Annotated in this window: 20 protein-coding genes and 1 tRNA gene; 8 read left to right on the plus strand and 13 right to left on the minus strand. The window is 47.0% G+C overall.

Annotated features, from left to right (window positions below; genetic code table 11):
- The 3 genes from GQS64_RS00005 to GQS64_RS00015 form a co-directional block, all read left to right on the plus strand.
- On the plus strand, positions 1–231 hold a 231-nt coding region (locus GQS64_RS00005), incomplete at its 5' end, for a hypothetical protein (protein WP_210329408.1).
- Positions 232–652: 421 nt separating this feature from the next.
- Positions 653–2,641, plus strand: a complete 1,989-nt coding sequence (locus tag GQS64_RS00010; RefSeq protein ID WP_198230282.1) for a M23 family metallopeptidase — start codon at positions 653–655, stop codon at positions 2,639–2,641.
- Positions 2,642–2,778: 137 nt separating this feature from the next.
- The gene (locus tag GQS64_RS00015; RefSeq protein ID WP_198230283.1) at positions 2,779–2,946 is read left to right on the plus strand and encodes a hypothetical protein; all 168 of its coding nucleotides are present in this window, start codon (positions 2,779–2,781) and stop codon (positions 2,944–2,946) included.
- A 176-nt stretch (positions 2,947–3,122) separates the two neighbouring features.
- Here the strand turns inward: GQS64_RS00015 and GQS64_RS00020 are convergent, their stop codons facing one another.
- Positions 3,123–3,680 carry an RNA polymerase sigma factor gene (locus GQS64_RS00020; RefSeq protein WP_077993887.1) on the minus strand — a complete coding sequence of 186 codons (558 nt, stop codon included), beginning with the start codon at positions 3,678–3,680 and terminating at the stop codon, positions 3,123–3,125.
- A gap of 18 nt (positions 3,681–3,698) precedes the next feature.
- Positions 3,699–4,010, minus strand: coding sequence for a NepR family anti-sigma factor (locus tag GQS64_RS00025; protein ID WP_369805164.1), 312 nt, complete (start codon positions 4,008–4,010; stop codon positions 3,699–3,701).
- A gap of 62 nt (positions 4,011–4,072) precedes the next feature.
- Here GQS64_RS00025 and GQS64_RS00030 point away from each other — a divergent pair, with 62 nt between their 5' ends.
- The 4 genes from GQS64_RS00030 to GQS64_RS00045 all read left to right on the plus strand — a co-directional run bounded on the left by GQS64_RS00030 (position 4,073) and on the right by GQS64_RS00045 (position 7,174).
- The gene (locus GQS64_RS00030; protein WP_077993890.1) at positions 4,073–4,864 is read left to right on the plus strand and encodes a response regulator; all 792 of its coding nucleotides are present in this window, start codon (positions 4,073–4,075) and stop codon (positions 4,862–4,864) included.
- A gap of 49 nt (positions 4,865–4,913) precedes the next feature.
- Positions 4,914–5,927, plus strand: coding sequence for a sensor histidine kinase (locus GQS64_RS00035; RefSeq protein ID WP_077994686.1), 1,014 nt, complete (start codon positions 4,914–4,916; stop codon positions 5,925–5,927).
- Positions 5,928–6,116: 189 nt separating this feature from the next.
- Positions 6,117–6,473, plus strand: coding sequence for a hypothetical protein (locus GQS64_RS00040; protein ID WP_077993891.1), 357 nt, complete (start codon positions 6,117–6,119; stop codon positions 6,471–6,473).
- A 158-nt stretch (positions 6,474–6,631) separates the two neighbouring features.
- Positions 6,632–7,174 carry a hypothetical protein gene (locus GQS64_RS00045; RefSeq protein WP_246798472.1) on the plus strand — a complete coding sequence of 181 codons (543 nt, stop codon included), beginning with the start codon at positions 6,632–6,634 and terminating at the stop codon, positions 7,172–7,174.
- A 68-nt stretch (positions 7,175–7,242) separates the two neighbouring features.
- Here GQS64_RS00045 and clpB read toward each other — a convergent pair whose 3' ends face one another.
- The 11 genes from clpB to GQS64_RS00100 form a co-directional block, all read right to left on the minus strand.
- A complete protein-coding gene (gene clpB, locus GQS64_RS00050) occupies positions 7,243–9,927 on the minus strand; it encodes an ATP-dependent chaperone ClpB (RefSeq protein WP_198230284.1) in 2,685 nt (894 codons plus the stop codon).
- Between the two features lie 179 nt (positions 9,928–10,106).
- Positions 10,107–10,919, minus strand: coding sequence for a glutamate racemase (locus GQS64_RS00055; RefSeq protein WP_198230285.1), 813 nt, complete (start codon positions 10,917–10,919; stop codon positions 10,107–10,109).
- Positions 10,916–11,128, minus strand: a complete 213-nt coding sequence (yacG, locus tag GQS64_RS00060; RefSeq protein WP_077993896.1) for a DNA gyrase inhibitor YacG — start codon at positions 11,126–11,128, stop codon at positions 10,916–10,918. Before yacG ends, GQS64_RS00055 begins: the two co-directional genes overlap by 4 nt.
- Before the next feature lie 2 nt (positions 11,129–11,130).
- The gene (locus tag GQS64_RS00065; RefSeq protein WP_188318048.1) at positions 11,131–11,772 is read right to left on the minus strand and encodes a Maf family nucleotide pyrophosphatase; all 642 of its coding nucleotides are present in this window, start codon (positions 11,770–11,772) and stop codon (positions 11,131–11,133) included.
- A 19-nt stretch (positions 11,773–11,791) separates the two neighbouring features.
- Positions 11,792–12,010 (minus strand): translation initiation factor IF-1, encoded by a 219-nt coding sequence (infA, locus tag GQS64_RS00070; RefSeq protein ID WP_075869273.1) that lies wholly within the window; start codon positions 12,008–12,010, stop codon positions 11,792–11,794.
- 157 nt (positions 12,011–12,167) lie between these two features.
- Positions 12,168–12,608: a low molecular weight phosphatase family protein gene (locus GQS64_RS00075; protein ID WP_077993905.1), complete on the minus strand. Its 441-nt coding sequence runs from the start codon at positions 12,606–12,608 to the stop codon at positions 12,168–12,170.
- Positions 12,609–12,610: 2 nt separating this feature from the next.
- Positions 12,611–13,081 (minus strand): UPF0262 family protein, encoded by a 471-nt coding sequence (locus GQS64_RS00080; protein ID WP_077993907.1) that lies wholly within the window; start codon positions 13,079–13,081, stop codon positions 12,611–12,613.
- Between the two features lie 20 nt (positions 13,082–13,101).
- A complete protein-coding gene (gene hisD / locus GQS64_RS00085) occupies positions 13,102–14,394 on the minus strand; it encodes a histidinol dehydrogenase (RefSeq protein WP_198230286.1) in 1,293 nt (430 codons plus the stop codon).
- Between the two features lie 20 nt (positions 14,395–14,414).
- Positions 14,415–14,858 (minus strand): DUF2948 family protein, encoded by a 444-nt coding sequence (locus GQS64_RS00090; RefSeq protein WP_077993911.1) that lies wholly within the window; start codon positions 14,856–14,858, stop codon positions 14,415–14,417.
- 57 nt (positions 14,859–14,915) lie between these two features.
- Entirely contained in the window at positions 14,916–16,205 is a 1,290-nt protein-coding gene (murA, locus tag GQS64_RS00095) for a UDP-N-acetylglucosamine 1-carboxyvinyltransferase (protein ID WP_077993913.1), read from the minus strand.
- A gap of 239 nt (positions 16,206–16,444) precedes the next feature.
- Positions 16,445–16,606 (minus strand): hypothetical protein, encoded by a 162-nt coding sequence (locus tag GQS64_RS00100; protein ID WP_188318049.1) that lies wholly within the window; start codon positions 16,604–16,606, stop codon positions 16,445–16,447.
- Positions 16,607–16,774: 168 nt separating this feature from the next.
- Between GQS64_RS00100 and GQS64_RS00105 the strand changes: the two genes are divergently transcribed.
- A tRNA-Thr gene (locus GQS64_RS00105) sits at positions 16,775–16,849 on the plus strand.
- The last annotated feature ends 44 nt before the right edge of the window (positions 16,850–16,893 follow it).

Below are 16,893 nucleotides of genomic sequence, written 5' to 3' on the forward strand. Positions count from 1 at the left end.
GCTTCCGCGAACTATGCCGCCCACGTTTCTCTTTCTTCTATCTTCTTTTGTCAAAGATCAAACAGTATTCCTACCGTTTCCAAACTCGATAAATTAACCGCTTATCCCTTTTCTTTCAAGGACTTAGCTTACTTCTTCCAAAGCTCGCTAACCGCTAATTCATCCGTTCTTTACAAGAGCGCAACTCACTGTCGCCAGCGGCGTACCGCCCTCGTTGTGGCGCTCATATAGACCTTCCTTTCTCCAAGAGTCAACAGCCAATATGCATTTTTTTTCATTTTTTTGATTTTTTTTCATAAAACCGAACAAAACTGCCGGTTTCGCGGGGCACTTTAACGCTTATCGTGCAGAAATCGTGTAATTAGGTTCATTCAACGGCCAAAAACTGGCCGCATTCGTTCTTTAGATTGCCGGAACTCGTAGTTCCGGTTTCTTTTTTGGGTCGGTCTGTGATTGTTCTTATAATGTGCTTTTCTCATTAGAGGGTGATTATATTTTTAAAGGCGGTCATGCTCTTGGACTTTTCTTTTTGGGTTCGCTATGGCACAGTTATTGTCTTTACCGACGCTTTCATAATTACAACGGCTAGGCTTTAAAGAAATCAAGAAACGGATATTGCTTTTTTTGTTCGTGGAAACCATTTGCTGAATTAATGTTAGAAGATCGACGTTTTACCAATGATCCCGGAGAGGAACCTGCGCTTGTCACGGACGGGCGCCGGCAGCCTGATCGTCGACAAATTTCTATCCGTTGGTTGGCAGGCACGATTCTGACCGGTGTTACCTCATGTACATTGATGGGGGTTGCTTTGTTTGTGGCACTTGATGGGCGCGAACAACTCGCGACACCACCGGAATTGATGACGCAGTCGGAACTACCGACAATCGAGGCTGAAGAATCAGAAGAAAAGAAAGTCGACCGGATTGCCCAAGTGGTGCCAAGAAAGAACTTTGATGACCGGCGGCATTTCGATTTATCGATCATGCAAAAGCAAGGTGAAAAGGAAGTCATTCGCACCCAGCCTTTTGAACTGGTACGTATGGCGCTTGCTGAAGATCGCCCCGGTAATTTGAAATATCCGCCGTTTAATGCATTGACGATTTTTGCCGATCAAACAGTCAAGCAAGGCGAAAAGCCGGAAAACAGCCTGCAAATTTATGGAACCAAAGTTGAAACAGAAATTACACTTCACAGTGTCGACTTTGATGTGAATTCGGCTTCTTTTGACGACGCTGATAGTTTGACCACCGAACAAGCCGAACAAAATATACGCTCTGCCGGATTTGTTCTGGGAGACAATATAACCCGTGTCGCCGCACTTCATTATCTTGACCCTGCCCAATTAGGGCATTTCGGTTCAGTGAAATTTTCCGAAATGCCGGATGTCAAGATCATACAGGAAAATGTAAGCGTTTCGCCACGTGTGGCCCAAGCCGACAATTATGACGAATATGCCGAAGACATTATTCCTTTCAGAAAAACGCAAACTATTATCAACGCGTTGAATGATGCCAATTACGAAGGCGATGATGCCGACAGGCTTGCTCAAGCGCTAACCCGTTTCAACGGCTCAGACACACTTCATGCCGGAAATGTCTTGCGAATCGGTATCGAAACCAATTCGGCGTCGGAAGATCATCTCGTGCGTGCAAGCATTTATCACGGTATGCATCATGTGCTTTCCATTTCTTTGAACGACAAAAACGAATTTATAAAAAGCAACGAACCGGAAATGACTCCGATTCTGAAAACCGCTTTCGAGGGGGGCGTACCGCTCACCCATATTAATGCTTCCAATTTACCGACAATCTATGATGCAATTTACCGGTCGGTTTTGAGTTATGATATGCCGTTGACGACTGCCCGACAACTTATTCGCGTCATGGCCAATGATGTCGACCTTGAAGATCGCGTTTCGCCAAACGATACATTGGAAGTCTTTTATGCGACTCCGGGAAAAGACGAGGAAGACAGTTCCGAACCGGAGATTCGCTTTGTCAGTGCTACATTCGGCGGCGTTACACGTAAATATTATCGCTTCCGTTCAACTGACGGAACAATTGATTATTATGATTCGCAAGGCCGCAGCTCGAAACAATTTCTGTTAAGAAAGCCTGTCCCCAACGCTATCTTCCGCTCGCCATTCGGGCCAAGAAGACATCCCGTTCTCGGTTATGTCAGAATGCATACCGGCGTCGATTGGAGTGCGCCGAGGGGATCTCCCATTGTTGCAGCCGGTGACGGTGTTGTAACGAAAGCAGGCCCCGTTCGCGGTTATGGCAATCAAACCGAAATCCGTCATGCTAACGGATATGTCACATCCTATGCCCATCAGAACAGCTTCGCTCCCGGTATCAAAGTCGGAGCAAAAGTTCGTCAGGGGCAGATTATCGGCTATGTCGGATCAAGCGGTCTTGCAACGGGACCTCACTGCCACTTTGAAGTTTCTGTCAACAACACCAAAGTAGATCCGATGCGAATTCGTCTGCCCGATGCGAAGTCGTTACACGGAAAAGATCTGGAAGCATTCAAACGTGATCGCAACAAATTGGAGGCTCTTATCAACGGACAGGACGATCAGAAGCTTGCAGCAACGGTCACTTCCGACGATAAAGTGCGAAATCCACGTTCCGACATTTGACAGGAAACTGCTTTAGACCGCTATAAACCGGCTCACCGGATTTTTTTTATCATATCGGGTGAGCTTAAAAATTGTAAACGTCGCAGATTATTTCTTATATTGATTCGACAGAACCTGTTTTGGATTTATTAAAATGAATGGCACTCGCGCAGTTTGAAGCTGCGTTTACGGCTCACCGGCCAATCAAAAATTCACGATATATTGCAGGAAATCGAAAAATGATTTTCCATTCGTCAACAATTGGGCAGATGACCAATTTTTCACTTCCCGTTTGCGGAACCGTTCCGGCAACAACACCGGAATAACTGAACCCCGCTTTCAACTGGCGGGTTTGATATTATGGGCTTCCGATGCCAATCCTATTATAAATTCCAATTCTATCATAATAAGATAGCTAGGCGGTTCCGCGAGTTGCTTTTAGCAATACAGCCTCTAGCCTCTCTCACCGGAAAAATTCCGGCAAGCCTGTTTGTTCCGCCTGTCAGTTATTCGTAAACGAGCGCATTGTTGCGGCTGCCGAATTGGCGTCGGGACCATAATCCGATTGACCGTTAACGCCCAATAATTCCTGTAGACGGGTACGCGCGCGGCTGACACGGCTTTTTATTGTGCCGACAGCACAACCGCAAATTTCTGCTGTATCTTCATAAGAAAAGCCGGAAGCACCAATAAGGATGATGGCTTCTTTCTGGTCGTCGGGCAATTGGTCCAGAGCTTTTCTGAAATCTTGTAAATCAAGGGAACCGTATTGTGCAGGATGAACAGCGACATTTTCAGTGAAAACGCCTTCGCTGTCCTGCACTTCACGGCCTTTTTTACGCATTTGACTGAAAAACTCGTTTCTCAAAATCGTGAATAACCAAGCTTTCATATTTGTTCCGATTTCGAAACTGTCCTGCTTTGCCCAAGCTTTCATAATGGTGTCTTGAACAAGGTCGTCGGCTTTATCGTGCTGACCACTCAAAGACACGGCAAAAGCGCGCAGAGACGGTAAAATTGAAAGAAGTTCACGTTTGAAATCAGGATTATGCGGGCTCATGGGTTTCACTTTCCCATATCAATTTTGGCTGCCTTGTTCGGCTTTATCAAGCTTTTCAAGAAGATCGAGAAATTTTTCCGGTATTTCTTCTTCCTGAAGAGCTGTATAAAACTGCCGCAACTTAACCGCTATTTCGCTATTGGATCCAAGCAGATCATCTTGCGGACCGAAATTCTCGGAACCGTTTTTTTCCTTGCCATCATCCATCTTAAGTCCCTTAAAAATGACGCCATCCGTTAATTTATAAAGAGTGTAAAAAAATACACTTACCTTAAAGAATATAGAAGTGAGTAAAAAGTTCCAAGGGGCTGGAACTTTTTTATTATTCATGAATTAATCTTCCAAACACACCCTCATGCGGGTACACTTTCAGGGGCAGAAGGAGTTCTTATATGACCTTATCAACGCGTATTGCACCGCATCTACCTTACTTGAGAAGATTTGCGCGTGCCGTTACCGGATCTCAAACTTCGGGTGACGCCTATGTTGCAGCTATGCTTGAAGCATTAATTGCCGACATTTCGATTTTCCCTGACACATCTTCCGACCGCATAAGCGTTTATCGGTTGTTTTGTGAATTATTCGATCAGACAACGCCTAATATTGCAGAGCCATTGCCGCAATTCGGTGTCGAGCAGAAGGCAAATGCAAAACTTTCCTATCTCACTCCCAAGGCCCGTCAGGCATTTCTGCTCATCGCTGTTGAAGGTTTCAGCGATAAAGAAGCTATGAAAATTATGAATGTCGATGCTCAAGAATTCAGAAAATTGCTGAATGATGCTTCGAGTGATATTTCCGAACAGGTCGCAACACGCATCCTTATTATTGAAGATGAACCGTTAATTGCTATGGATATCGAGCAACTGGTTGAATCGCTTGGTCACCAGGTGGTCGGCATTGCACGTACACGTGACGAAGCGGTTTCACTGTTCAAAAAGGAAAAACCCGGAATGGTTCTGGCGGATATTCAACTTGCCGATAACAGTTCGGGCATTGATGCGGTCAATGACATTCTGGAAACCGATGAAGTTCCGGTCATCTTTATTACCGCATTTCCCGAACGTCTCCTCACAGGTGAGCGGCCCGAACCGACATTCCTTGTAACCAAGCCTTTCAATCCCGATATGGTCAAAGCGTTGATCTCGCAAGCGCTTTTCTTCCAAGAAAATGCATCACGGAAGTAACAAAAGTGAAGCTTCAGAACTATCTCAGACAAAAGGTTATTCGTTTCTTATGACATCGGCTCCCCGATCAGCACCTGCCGTTGAAAGATTGCATGTGAGTGCCTTGGCACAGGCCATTCACGGAGCCGATATTTTTGTACTCTATCAAACGCCCGATTTTATCTATCATTGGGCTGAAAATTTGCCTGATATACTCGCGAACAAGTGGTTTGCCGGATGCCGTGAATCGGATTTTCTATCCGAAACACTCGCCGATAATATGAAAACTGTAAAATCGCAGGTTCTTGCAACAGGCAAGATGCAAACATTAGAAGCGCGCTTTGAAAATAGCTCGAACCGGATTTTGTGGTATAAATTTTCTATCGATTGTCATCGCAACGATCAGGGAGAAATTATCGGTTTATTGACGACGGGCGTCAATGTAACAGAATTACGGCGACGCGAGCAGGTACTCAAAGCTTTATTGAGAGAAGTAAGCCACCGTTCAAAAAATCTTTTAGCCATTATCCAGAGCGTGGCCGGCCAGACTGCCCGTTATACCGATTCATTGCAAACATTTTTAAAGAAGTTTCAGGGACGCATACAATCCTTGTCGCATTCGCAAGATCTGGTCACAGATTCGGATTGGCGCGGTGCGCATTTCAGGGAGCTTTTTTTAAGCCAGGCTTCAAGCTACCTCGGGAGCGAACATAAACGCTTTACGATCGAGGGAGAAGATCCCTATTTGTTCCCTGGTGCAGCCTTGCACATCGGTTTGGCGTTTCACGAACTTATCATCAATTCTCTTTCTTATGGTGCTCTCTCCAGACCTGACGGTTCGATACGTGTGACAAGCCGGATCAGCAAGGATAAAGGGCAGCCTTCCCACCTTTATATTTCCTGGTATGAAGTTTTTTCACCCGATCAAACCCTGGACGATGATCGCAAGGCCTGTTTCGGCAGCGCAGTTCTCGAAAAAATTGTTCCGGTTTCTGTCGATGGAACAGCAAGTCTCGAATTTACCGATGACGGTGTCGTTTATCATCTGACTTTGCCTGATACCTATTTTGATTTTTACGGCTGATCGCATTCGCGCTCACAGAAATTTTTTAATATCCTGCTTAAAAGGATAGCGGTTCTTGCGCGCCAAATTCAAACCTTTTTATGAAATATGTTTTGTTCTGGAACAAATAACCGGATCAACCGTTTATTAATTATAAAACAAACGTAAATCCAGCCGTTCAATACTGTATCTTTTCTGAAGGGGTCAATTATGAATTCCGTCATTGCTGTCATGTTGCTTGTTTCCTGTACAGATGGTTTTTCTGCCTGCAATGCCTCTGATGATATGGTCAAGGTTTTTCCGACACACGAAGCTTGCGAAGCAGCGCTTTTGCCTGCGGTCAGCCGTGTTGGACAGACAAACGAGATGGTTTTCGGTAAATGTATCAAATCCGATCCGGACTTTATCAACGGAGATTTGAGTATTTATTGGCGGGTCGACCAGAATGGCGATTTCATTGTCGAGCTTTCCAACGAGGACAGTGAAGAAGAAGAGCTCACTGTGCCACTTGAAAAACTTGAAAAACCGGTGGCGGGTAAACCGGTAACCAATAAGCCGACTGCCTGATTTCAATAAAATCTTGCCTGATAACCGGATTTGACTTTCCGTTTCCGGTTTATCTTTCCCCTTAACACTTTATATACCACGGACTAAAAAATATATTTTCCATTGAAAGATCACCTCGAAACTCGTAAATGCGGTGCACTATCAATGGAGAATGTTCAATGCGCGATGATTACCAGTCAGGTTACGACGATATGGATTATCAGGATCCCTATAATCAGCAACCAACACAGCCACAAGCGCAATTAGACCCTGCAGTTGAAAAAGTAAGACGCAAACTTATGCGTTTGATGATGATTTCAATCGGAATAACAATCGTTCTGATTTTGATTATTCTGGCGGCGGTCATTTATAAAGTGACATCTTCACCTTCAGAAAAAACACCGACTGAAGTCAGCAAAACAGAGGCTAGTCCCGTTCCCGGTGCAGAAACCGATGCGCCCTCTGAAGCCAAAACAACACAGCCAGCCGTTCCGGAATTTATCCGGCGTTCGATTGCCCTTCCACAAGGAACCCGCATTCTCTCGCAGAGCCTGTCGAACGATATGATTGCGCTTGAAACATTGACACCTGAAGGCAATACGGAACTTGTGATTTACGATTATCGCCAAGGGCATCTGGTTGCCGGAATCACGGTTGATACATCGCCGGTTGCCAAACAGCCGGTTGAAGAACCGACACCACAAAGCCAGCCCGCACAATAAAAAGATTTCAAATTCTATTCAAAAGAAAAGGCCGCTTCAAAAAGCGGCCTTTTCATCATCTCATGATCTTATTTCTTGTCTGTTTTACGGTTTGCATTGGAAGTTTTTCCATCACCCGCCTCTTCGGTCTTTTCGGCAACTTTTTCTTCAACTTTTGCCTCATCGACCGGATGCGTTGGCGTTGGCGTAAAGATCAAGCGATCGGAACCACGGGATATATTGACTGTCGAACCATCAAGAATATCACCGATCAGCAACCTCTCAGCGAGCGGATCCTGAACTTCTCTCTGGATAACCCGTTTAAGCGGCCGTGCACCATAAGCCGGGTCATAACCCTTGTCGGCAAGAAATTCACGAGCACTATCATCAATAACCAGTTTGATCTTCCGGTCTGACAACAATGATTGCAAACGTTGCAACTGGATGTCGACAATGGCTCCCATTTCTTTCCGGTGCAACCGGTGGAACAGGATGATTTCGTCAACACGGTTGAGAAATTCCGGTCTGAATGCAGCTTTAACCACTGCCATAACATCGTCACGGGCTTTCTCGGCTTCGTCATTATCGTCAAGTGCTGTCAAATATTCGGCACCCAGATTCGATGTCATAATGATGAGCGTATTGCGGAAATCGACTGTGCGCCCCTGCCCATCGGTCAAGCGGCCATCATCAAGCACTTGTAAAAGAACGTTGAAAACATCCGGATGGGCTTTTTCAATTTCATCGAACAGAATGACCTGATAGGGCCGACGACGAACCGCTTCTGTCAAAGCACCGCCTTCTTCATAACCGACATATCCCGGAGGAGCACCAATCAAACGGGCAACCGAATGCTTTTCCATATATTCCGACATGTCGATACGAACCATTGCGGTTTCGTCCTGAAACAGGAATTTTGCCAGAGCCTTGGTGAGTTCTGTTTTACCAACACCTGTTGGCCCCAGGAAAATGAACGAACCAATCGGCCTGTTCGGGTCTTGCAAGCCCGCACGTGCACGACGTACCGCCCGCGAAACAGCCTGTATTGCTTCGCCCTGTCCGACAACGCGTTTGGCAAGCTCGTCTTCCATTCTCAGAAGTTTCTCACGCTCGCCTTCAAGCATGCTGTCAACCGGAATACCGGTCCAGCGCGATACAACTTGTGCAATGTGATCGGGTGTGACGGTTTCTTCCAGAATTGAACCGTGATTTTCCTGACTTTCAGCCTCTTCCAATTGTTTAGCCAATTGCGGAATGATGCTGTAGGAAAGTTCACCGGCTTTTTGGTATTCACCGTTACGTTGTGCAATAGCCAGATTGTTGCGTGCTGCTTCCAATTGTTTCTTCAATTCGGCAGCATGACCCAGTTTCTGTTTTTCCGATTGCCATTTTGCTGTGATTTCATGCGATTGTTCTTCAAGCTCGACCAATTCATCTTCGAGTTTTTCCAAACGATCTTTCGAGGCAGGATCGGTTTCGGCTTTCAAAGCTTCCCGCTCGATCTTCAACTGCATGACACGGCGGTCAATTTCATCGAGTTCTTCCGGTTTGGAATCAACCTGCATACGCAGCCTTGAAGCCGCTTCATCAATAAGGTCAATTGCTTTATCGGGCAAAAACCGGTCGGTAATATAACGATTCGACAAAGTTGCCGCAGCAACAAGAGCCGAGTCGGAAATCCGGACTTTATGATGTTGCTCGTATTTTTCTTTAATGCCACGCAGAATAGAAATCGTGTCTTCAACCGTCGGCTCGTCGACAAAGACCGGCTGGAAACGACGTGCAAGAGCCGCGTCCTTTTCAACATATTTGCGATATTCTTCGAGAGTCGTCGCACCGACACAATGCAGTTCACCACGGGCAAGAGCCGGTTTTAAAAGGTTCGACGCATCCATTGCGCCATCCGATTTACCGGCACCGACCAATGTGTGCATTTCATCAATGAACAGAATAATTTCGCCATTTGCAGCCTGAACTTCGGTCAAAACCGCTTTCAGGCGCTCTTCAAACTCGCCACGATATTTTGCACCGGCAATCAATGCCCCCATATCGAGAGCCAAAAGCGATTTATCACGCAATGTTTCGGGAACATCACCATTGATAATACGCAATGCAAGCCCTTCGACAATAGCTGTTTTACCAACGCCTGGTTCACCTATCAGCACCGGATTGTTTTTGGTGCGCCTTGACAGGACCTGAATTGTCCGGCGGATTTCTTCATCACGCCCGATGACCGGATCAAGTTTCCCCTCGCGCGCATCCTTTGTCAGATCACGCGCATATTTCTTCAATGCGTCATACTGCGCTTCGGCATTGGCCGAATCAGCTGTGCGTCCTTTTCTCATCTCGTTGATCGCCTTGTTTAACGCCGTTGGCGTAACCCCACTTTTTGAAAGAATTTCTGCTGTTTTCGCTTTCGGCTCCATCAGCAAAGCCTGTAAAAGCCGTTCGACCGTTACAAAGCTGTCTCCTGCTTTTTCAGCCAGTTCTTCGGCTTTCGTAAAAACCTTTGCCAATGCTTCCGACATATAAAGCTGGCCATTGCCACCACTCACCTTGGGCAATGCCGAAAGTGCCGTAGCCAATGCGTCTTTTGCAGCTTTTACGTTGCCACCGGCCTTCTCTATCAACGATGCACAAAGGCCTTCATTGTCGTCTAGCAACACCTTTAACAAATGTTCCGGAAAAAACTGCTGATTATCAGACGATAAGGCAAAATTTTGTGCAGATTGTAGGAACCCCTGCACGCGCTCGGTATATTTTTCTAAATTCATTCTCGTCTCCTTTTCCCACAATCCATAAATGGCCTTATGGGCTTGAAGTGACAGACTCCCGTTAAGGCAAGCCGTACTCGTTACCTGATATGGTATTGACGGTGAAATTCGACAAGATCAAAAATAGTCAAGCCGACAAACAAAATGTGCTCTCTGAAAAGAAATAAAAACAAGCGCTTTTATTTGGAAAAAGTCTGGCTTTCATTTGCCGGAATAATATCCAGAGGAATTGTAATACCAAGTTTTCCCAGCATATTTTTAAAGTCCTGAACACCATAACCGGCGCTCTCGGTTACCAGCCCTTGAATAAAACCGCTTCCCTCTTCGCTTTTTCCAAGTTTGGCAATAACGCTTTCGGCTGGATCAAGAAAACAGCATTGTGGCGCTGCTTTTTCAAAAAAGCTTTTGAGCCACGGCAAATGGGTGCTTGAAAGTGTGCACGTATCAACGGCCGGATATTGTTCCAACAAATCGGCCATGAAACGGTCGACTTCGGCTTGTGTCTTTAGAGGATCAAACAGGAAAGTGCCGCTTTCCACCAGCTCGACCATAGAAGACGCATTGACGAGGGCGACATTTTCCGGACGTTTGCTGTGTTTCTTCACAAATGCTCTCCCCATGGGGCTTGCAACCATAGAAGCAACCCCCATAATTGCCACGTGACCGCTCCGGCTTTTTCTTTCTGCTTCTTCAAGTGGCGGAAATACCCCATAAAGCGGCACAGGGCAGCACTCTTTCACATCGTCGAACACCATAATAGACGGCGCATTTGAAGCGATAATGATGGCGGAAGGGTCGTAATGCATCAACCGTTTGAAGGTCAACTTCATTATATCGGTAAGCTCTCCGGCTGTTTTTTTCCCGTAAGGGAAATTGGCCCGATCGGCAAAATAGATAATGTCGCGTTGTGGTTGTTTTCTATGTAACAGATCAACAATGGCATAAGAACCAATGCCCGCGTCAAAAATAGCAACCGGCTTTATCATATTCATTCTTGTTCATCCGCGTTGTTGAATGGCTTTCCCGGCAATATATAAGCACCTTTCAGCCAGCGGTTAAGGTCGATTGACCGGCAACGCTCCGAACAGAACGGATAGGCTTCACGGATTGAAGGTTTACCACATTCCGGACATGGTCTGGGCGAACGCAAAGGATATACTTTTGCAGTTTCTGAAACCTCGCCATTTTTCGACGTAGCCATTTTCAGACCTCATCTTTCTGCCAATGTTCAAATACGGGATAATTCTGTGTCGTCAACAATTCAACTGTTTCGGCAAGCGGCAAGCCGACAATACCGCTATATGAACCGGATATTTGCAGGGCAAAACAACCGGCCCTGCCCTGAATAGCATACCCGCCTGCTTTTCCTTGCCATTCGCCGGATTGCAAGTAAGCTTCGATAACCGCCCGTCCAAGGCGCTCGAAACGTACTCTGCTTTCAACAAGCTTATGGTGGCTTTTACCTTTGGCATTAATAAGACAGACACCGGTATAAACTTTGTGGGTGCGCCCTGAAAGAAGCCGCAAACATTCACGCGCTTCATCTTCGTCAACCGGTTTGGGAAGAATTCTGCGCCCCACTGCAACAACTGTATCGGCAGCAAGCACCAGAGCATTTTCGAGATCCGGCAAAACCCGAACCTTTTCAGCGCCTCTTTCGGCTTTTTCTTTTGCCAGTCTACGCGCCAAAAAACGCGGATGTTCCAGACGCCGCGGTGTTTCGTCAATATCGGCAGGGTGCAAATGATCGGGATAAACCCCGATCTGCCGCAGCAATGCCAGACGACGCGGAGAGGCTGAAGCAAGAACAAGTTTGACTTTCGCCAAAGAGTCTTCTTCAGGCATAGCAGCACTTTCGGTCATATTATTTATAACGGTAGGTGATCCTACCCTTTGTCAGGTCATAAGGTGTCATTTCCACCATGACCTTGTCACCTGCGAGAACTCTGATACGGTTCTTGCGCATACGCCCTGCCGTATGGGCGATGATTTCGTGATCGTTATCAAGCTTTACGCGGAACATCGCATTGGGTAAAAGCTCTGTAATCACGCCGGAAAATTCCAAGACTTCTTCTTTGGCCATAAATTACCTATTTCAAGACTGTTTATTTTGATCAAAATTTGACAAACGGCCTATACCGTCCATCCAGTTGGGGCGAACCTACCCTATTCTCGGCCATTTGTGAACAACTGAATCAAAAGAGCGCAACGGTTTGTGCCGGTTTTTATCTAAATTGGCACTATTTATTGCCGAAACGCGCCAATATCCGTTTCTTCAGGTTTTCCCGAATATCCCGATAGGCATCGAGTATTTGTTCACGCGAGCCTGTTGCAAGTGCCGGATCGGGTGTGGGCCAATATTCGACATCAACCGAAAAACCGCGCATCTGTTCGAGCACTGCGTGATGGGCTTGCGGGGTGAGTGTGATAGCGAGATCAAAATAACCATCCGACAATTCTTCAAGCCCGCGCGGGTTATGTTCTTCCATGGAAAGCCCGTCTTCAGCAATAACTGCCGCTGCAAAAGGGTCGCGGTTACCTTTGACAACGCCGGCCGAGGCGACATAAATATCAGGAAACATTTTGCGCGTCAGTGCTTCGGCAATGGGCGAGCGTATCGCATTCTGTCCGCAAACAAAAAGCACTGATGAAGGGCGTGTTGACTTCCGGTCTTCGATCATTGTCACCCTTTCCAGTATAAAACGCAAAGAAGGGTGAAAAGGCGCCGCGCGGTTTTGAAATCCATATCTATTTTCCCCCGCAGCCGTTCTTCCAGAGTGGTCGAACCTTCATTGTGCAAACCGCGACGCCCCATATCAATGGCTTCAATTTTTGTGGGAGTTGCAGACCGGATAGCCTCGTAATAGCTATCACAAATAAGATAATAATCTTTAACAATGCGTCGAAACGGCCCAAGCGATAATATATGGGTGGTTACCCATTCGCCATTTTCACGGGAAATATCGAAAACCAGCCGCCTGTCGACAAGTGACAATTTTAGCTTATAGGGGCCGGTTCCAGTGTCGCCTACGGGCTTGAAACTATTTTCTTCAATCAGATCGAAAATAGCGACAGCACGTTCATGTTCTATTTCGGGCGTTGACCGCCCGATCGTTTCATCAAGTTCAACATCGATTAGACGTGCCTTGTCCACATTCCCCCTCCCTTTTTAGCCTAGAGGTTCAATCTTACTGCAACCGACCGCCCGTGGGCTTCCAGCCCTTCGGCATTGGCAAGCTCTATTGCAGAAGGGCCAAGTTTGCGCAATTCATCGGCTCCAAGTTTTAAAATCGAGCTGCGTTTCATATAGTCAAGAACCGAAAGACCCGATGAAAACCTCGCTGAACGAGCCGTCGGCAATACGTGATTCGACCCCCCTACATAGTCACCGATCACTTCCGGCGTATAGCGCCCGACAAAAATGGCTCCTGCATTGCGTATCAAAGGCAAAAAGCGGTCAGGGTCTTCAACTGCCAGTTCGAGATGTTCCGGCGCGATACGATTGGCAAGCGGAAACGCACTTTCAAGATCATTGACAAGAATAACCGCGCCAAAGTCCTGCCAACTGGCAGAAGCTGTTTTGCCGCGTTTCAATGTCGTCAATTGTGTTTGAACCGCCTTCATGACATCGTTTGCAAAAGCTTCGTCATCGGTCATCAGAATGGATTGGGCGGCTGTATCATGTTCGGCTTGAGCCAATAGGTCGGCTGCTATCCAGTCGGCATCGTTCATTTTATCGGCAATCACGAGAACTTCCGAGGGACCGGCAATCATATCGATACCGACTTTGCCGAAAACCTGTCTTTTGGCAGCAGCAACGAAGGCATTACCGGGGCCGACAATTTTTGCCACCGGCTTTATGGTTTTTGTACCATAGGCAAGAGCTGCCACCGCTTGCGCCCCGCCAACACGATAAATCTCGCTGACACCGCCAAGTTTGGCTGCGGCAAGAACCAGCGGATTGAGCTGGCCATCCGGTGTCGGAACCACCATAACAATACGCTCGACACCGGCCACTTTAGCCGGAACAGCGTTCATCAAAACCGAACTCGGATAACTTGCCGTACCACCCGGCACATAAAGCCCGACCGATTGGACGGCTGTCCAGCGCCAACCGAGTTCGACACCGAGAGGATCTACAAACCGTTCATCCTTCGGCAATTGTTTCCGGTGGTAAACAGCAATACGGTCATGGGCAAGCTTCAGCGCATCAAGAGTCTTTGACGGAACAAGCTTGACCGCTTCATCAATTTCTTCCTCGCTGATTTTCAGCCCTTTTTCTTTTAAATCCACGCGATCGAATTTTGCCGAATAGTCGATCAGCGCTTTATCACCCTGTTCCCGAACAGTTTGAATAATGGTGCGGACTGTATCATCAACGCTTTGGGAAACTTCCCGTTTTGAATCAAGGAATACACGAAACTCGTTTTCAAAATTTGTCGATGTCTGACGAAGAATTTGAACCATTCTTTTTCCTGTCGAAAAAACTATCTGTGATGGGGGTTGGCCTTGGCTTGCCATACGGGACCAAGGTCGGTCAATTGTGCTTCAATACATTCCACTTCAAGGCGGATAGCCGCTTCACCGGAAAAAATCAGCGTTACAATACCGGCAGGAGGAAGTGTTGGCTGGAATTGCATCGTCAGAAGTGACAAAACATTGTCTTTTTTGTCGCGATTGAAACCACGGCTTTTGACACTCAAAACACGATCGAAACGAAGAGCTGTGCGGTGGCGTTCTCCGGTTTTTGCACGCGAAAAAAAGCCCCCCTTCATCTGTTCTTCCCATGCAAAACGGTTGAGTGCCGCGATAAAACGCTTTTCATTACTGCGCCAGTCAAGATCGCCAACCTTGACAACAGCATCCTGCAAATGCGCCGACAAGACCTCCAAATCCTCATCATCCATGGCTATCAATTTCAAAAGTGGCATCTTACCAACCTATTTTAGTTTTATATTATCCTTCTGTCGACAAGAAAGATATTGTCATTATCCACTGATGCGTTCAATCTGTGCACCACAATTTGAAAGTTTTTCTTCCAGACGCTCGAAGCCGCGGTCGAGGTGATAAACACGATTGACCGTTGTTTCCCCTTCGGCTGCAAGTCCGGCTATGACGAGAGAAACCGAAGCGCGCAAATCGGTTGCCATAACCTGCGCACCTAATAGACGGTCGACACCTTCAACCGTTGCCGTTTGCCCCACAAGCGAAATATGGGCTCCAAGTCGGGCAAGTTCCTGAACGTGCATGAACCGGTTTTCAAAAATTGTCTCGGTGATGTGCGAAACACCTTTTGCACGTGTCATCAACCCCATAAATTGCGCTTGCAAATCTGTCGGGAAGCCTGGAAATGGCTGGGTTTCTATATCGGTCGGAACAATGTCAAGGCCGTTTCTTGCAACCCGTATTCCCTCATCACTTTCCTTTATTTCAAGTCCGGTTTTGGAAAGCGTATCGAGTACCGAACGCAAATAATCGGGGCGTGCGTCTTTCAGCATGACATCACCCCCTGTCATGGCAACCGCCATGGCATAGGTACCGGCTTCAATACGATCGGAAATAACTTTGACGCGTGCGCCAGAAAGCCCCTCGACGCCTTCGATATAAATCGTCGGGGTTCCGGCACCTTTGATTTTTGCTCCCATTGCATTAAGGCATTCGGCAAGGTTGACAACTTCCGGTTCGCAAGCCGCATTGTGTAAAACAGTATCGCCTCTTGCCAGACATGCTGCCATCAGCATGGTGTGAGTGCCTCCGACAGTTACCTTCGGAAAAGTAAATTCGGCAGCCCGCAGCCCTTTTGGCGCTTTGGCATGGACATAACCATTCTCGATATTGATTTCTGTGCCAAGTGCTTCAAGCCCTTGAAGGATAAAATCAACCGGACGGGTACCGATTGCGCAGCCACCGGGGAGCGAAACGCAAGCTTCTCCCATGCGGGCAACCAATGGTGCAATAACCCAGAAACTTGCCCGCATTTTCGAGACAAGCTCGTAAGGTGCACGGGTTGTCACAATCTGTCGTGCCGTAAAATGGACCGTTCGGGAATAGGCTCCATCCTGATGTTGGCGGCGGCCATTTACCGAATAATCGACACCATGATTGCCCAGAATTCTGATAAGCTGCTCGACATCGGCAAGGTGGGGAACATTATCCAGTGTCAACGTATCATCGGTAAGCAAAGAGGCAATCATCAACGGCAATGCTGCATTTTTTGCACCTGAAATGGGTATAACCCCATTTAAACGGTTCCCGCCGATAATTTTAATACGATCCATTCCGCAAGGCCTTTCTTTGTTTTTCCTGTTGGTAGCCGGATATACCGGTTTCCGTTTGTTCTTTAAAAATAAATCATGGCACAAACGGGACCTGATACGCACTTAACGTCACACACAACCGGCATAAAACACAACCGGGCACATCCGACAAGACAAGCCCGGCTTTTACAAGATTAAACCGGCAGTGGCAAATTGATCCGACAAATCCGGCTGAACCGCCGGATCCGGCCAATCCGGAATTATTCTGTCGAAGAATGTTTCAGCTCTTCCGCCTTTTCATGTCCGGTGTTTTCACGCACTTCATCGCGCCCGCGCGCTTGCTGCTTGCGCCGAACGAGATTGGCGCGCAATTGTTGAGCCAGCCGTTTCTGGCGACGTTCCTGGGCAATCGAATCTGCCATCCTTCAAACCTGTTGAATTTTGTTAAAAAACGCTTCCGGCATAACACCATGTAAAAAAAATTGCCAGACAAAGAATATTATCCCGATTTTTCTTACGAGAAAAGTGAATGTACGCTTGCCTATTTCTTTACAATGTGGCAGAACGCCGCCCGAAAACTGTTTTTATTGGCTGCGGTAGCTCAGTGGTAGAGCACTCCCTTGGTAAGGGAGAGGTCGAGAGTTCAATCCTCTCTCGCAGCACCAGTAACCTTCCTTCTTGAAATTTCGGCATTGTTACCGATCATCTT

The sequence above is a fragment of the Bartonella sp. P0282 genome, from assembly GCF_048452985.1.
Lineage (GTDB): Bacteria > Pseudomonadota > Alphaproteobacteria > Rhizobiales > Rhizobiaceae > Bartonella > Bartonella choladocola.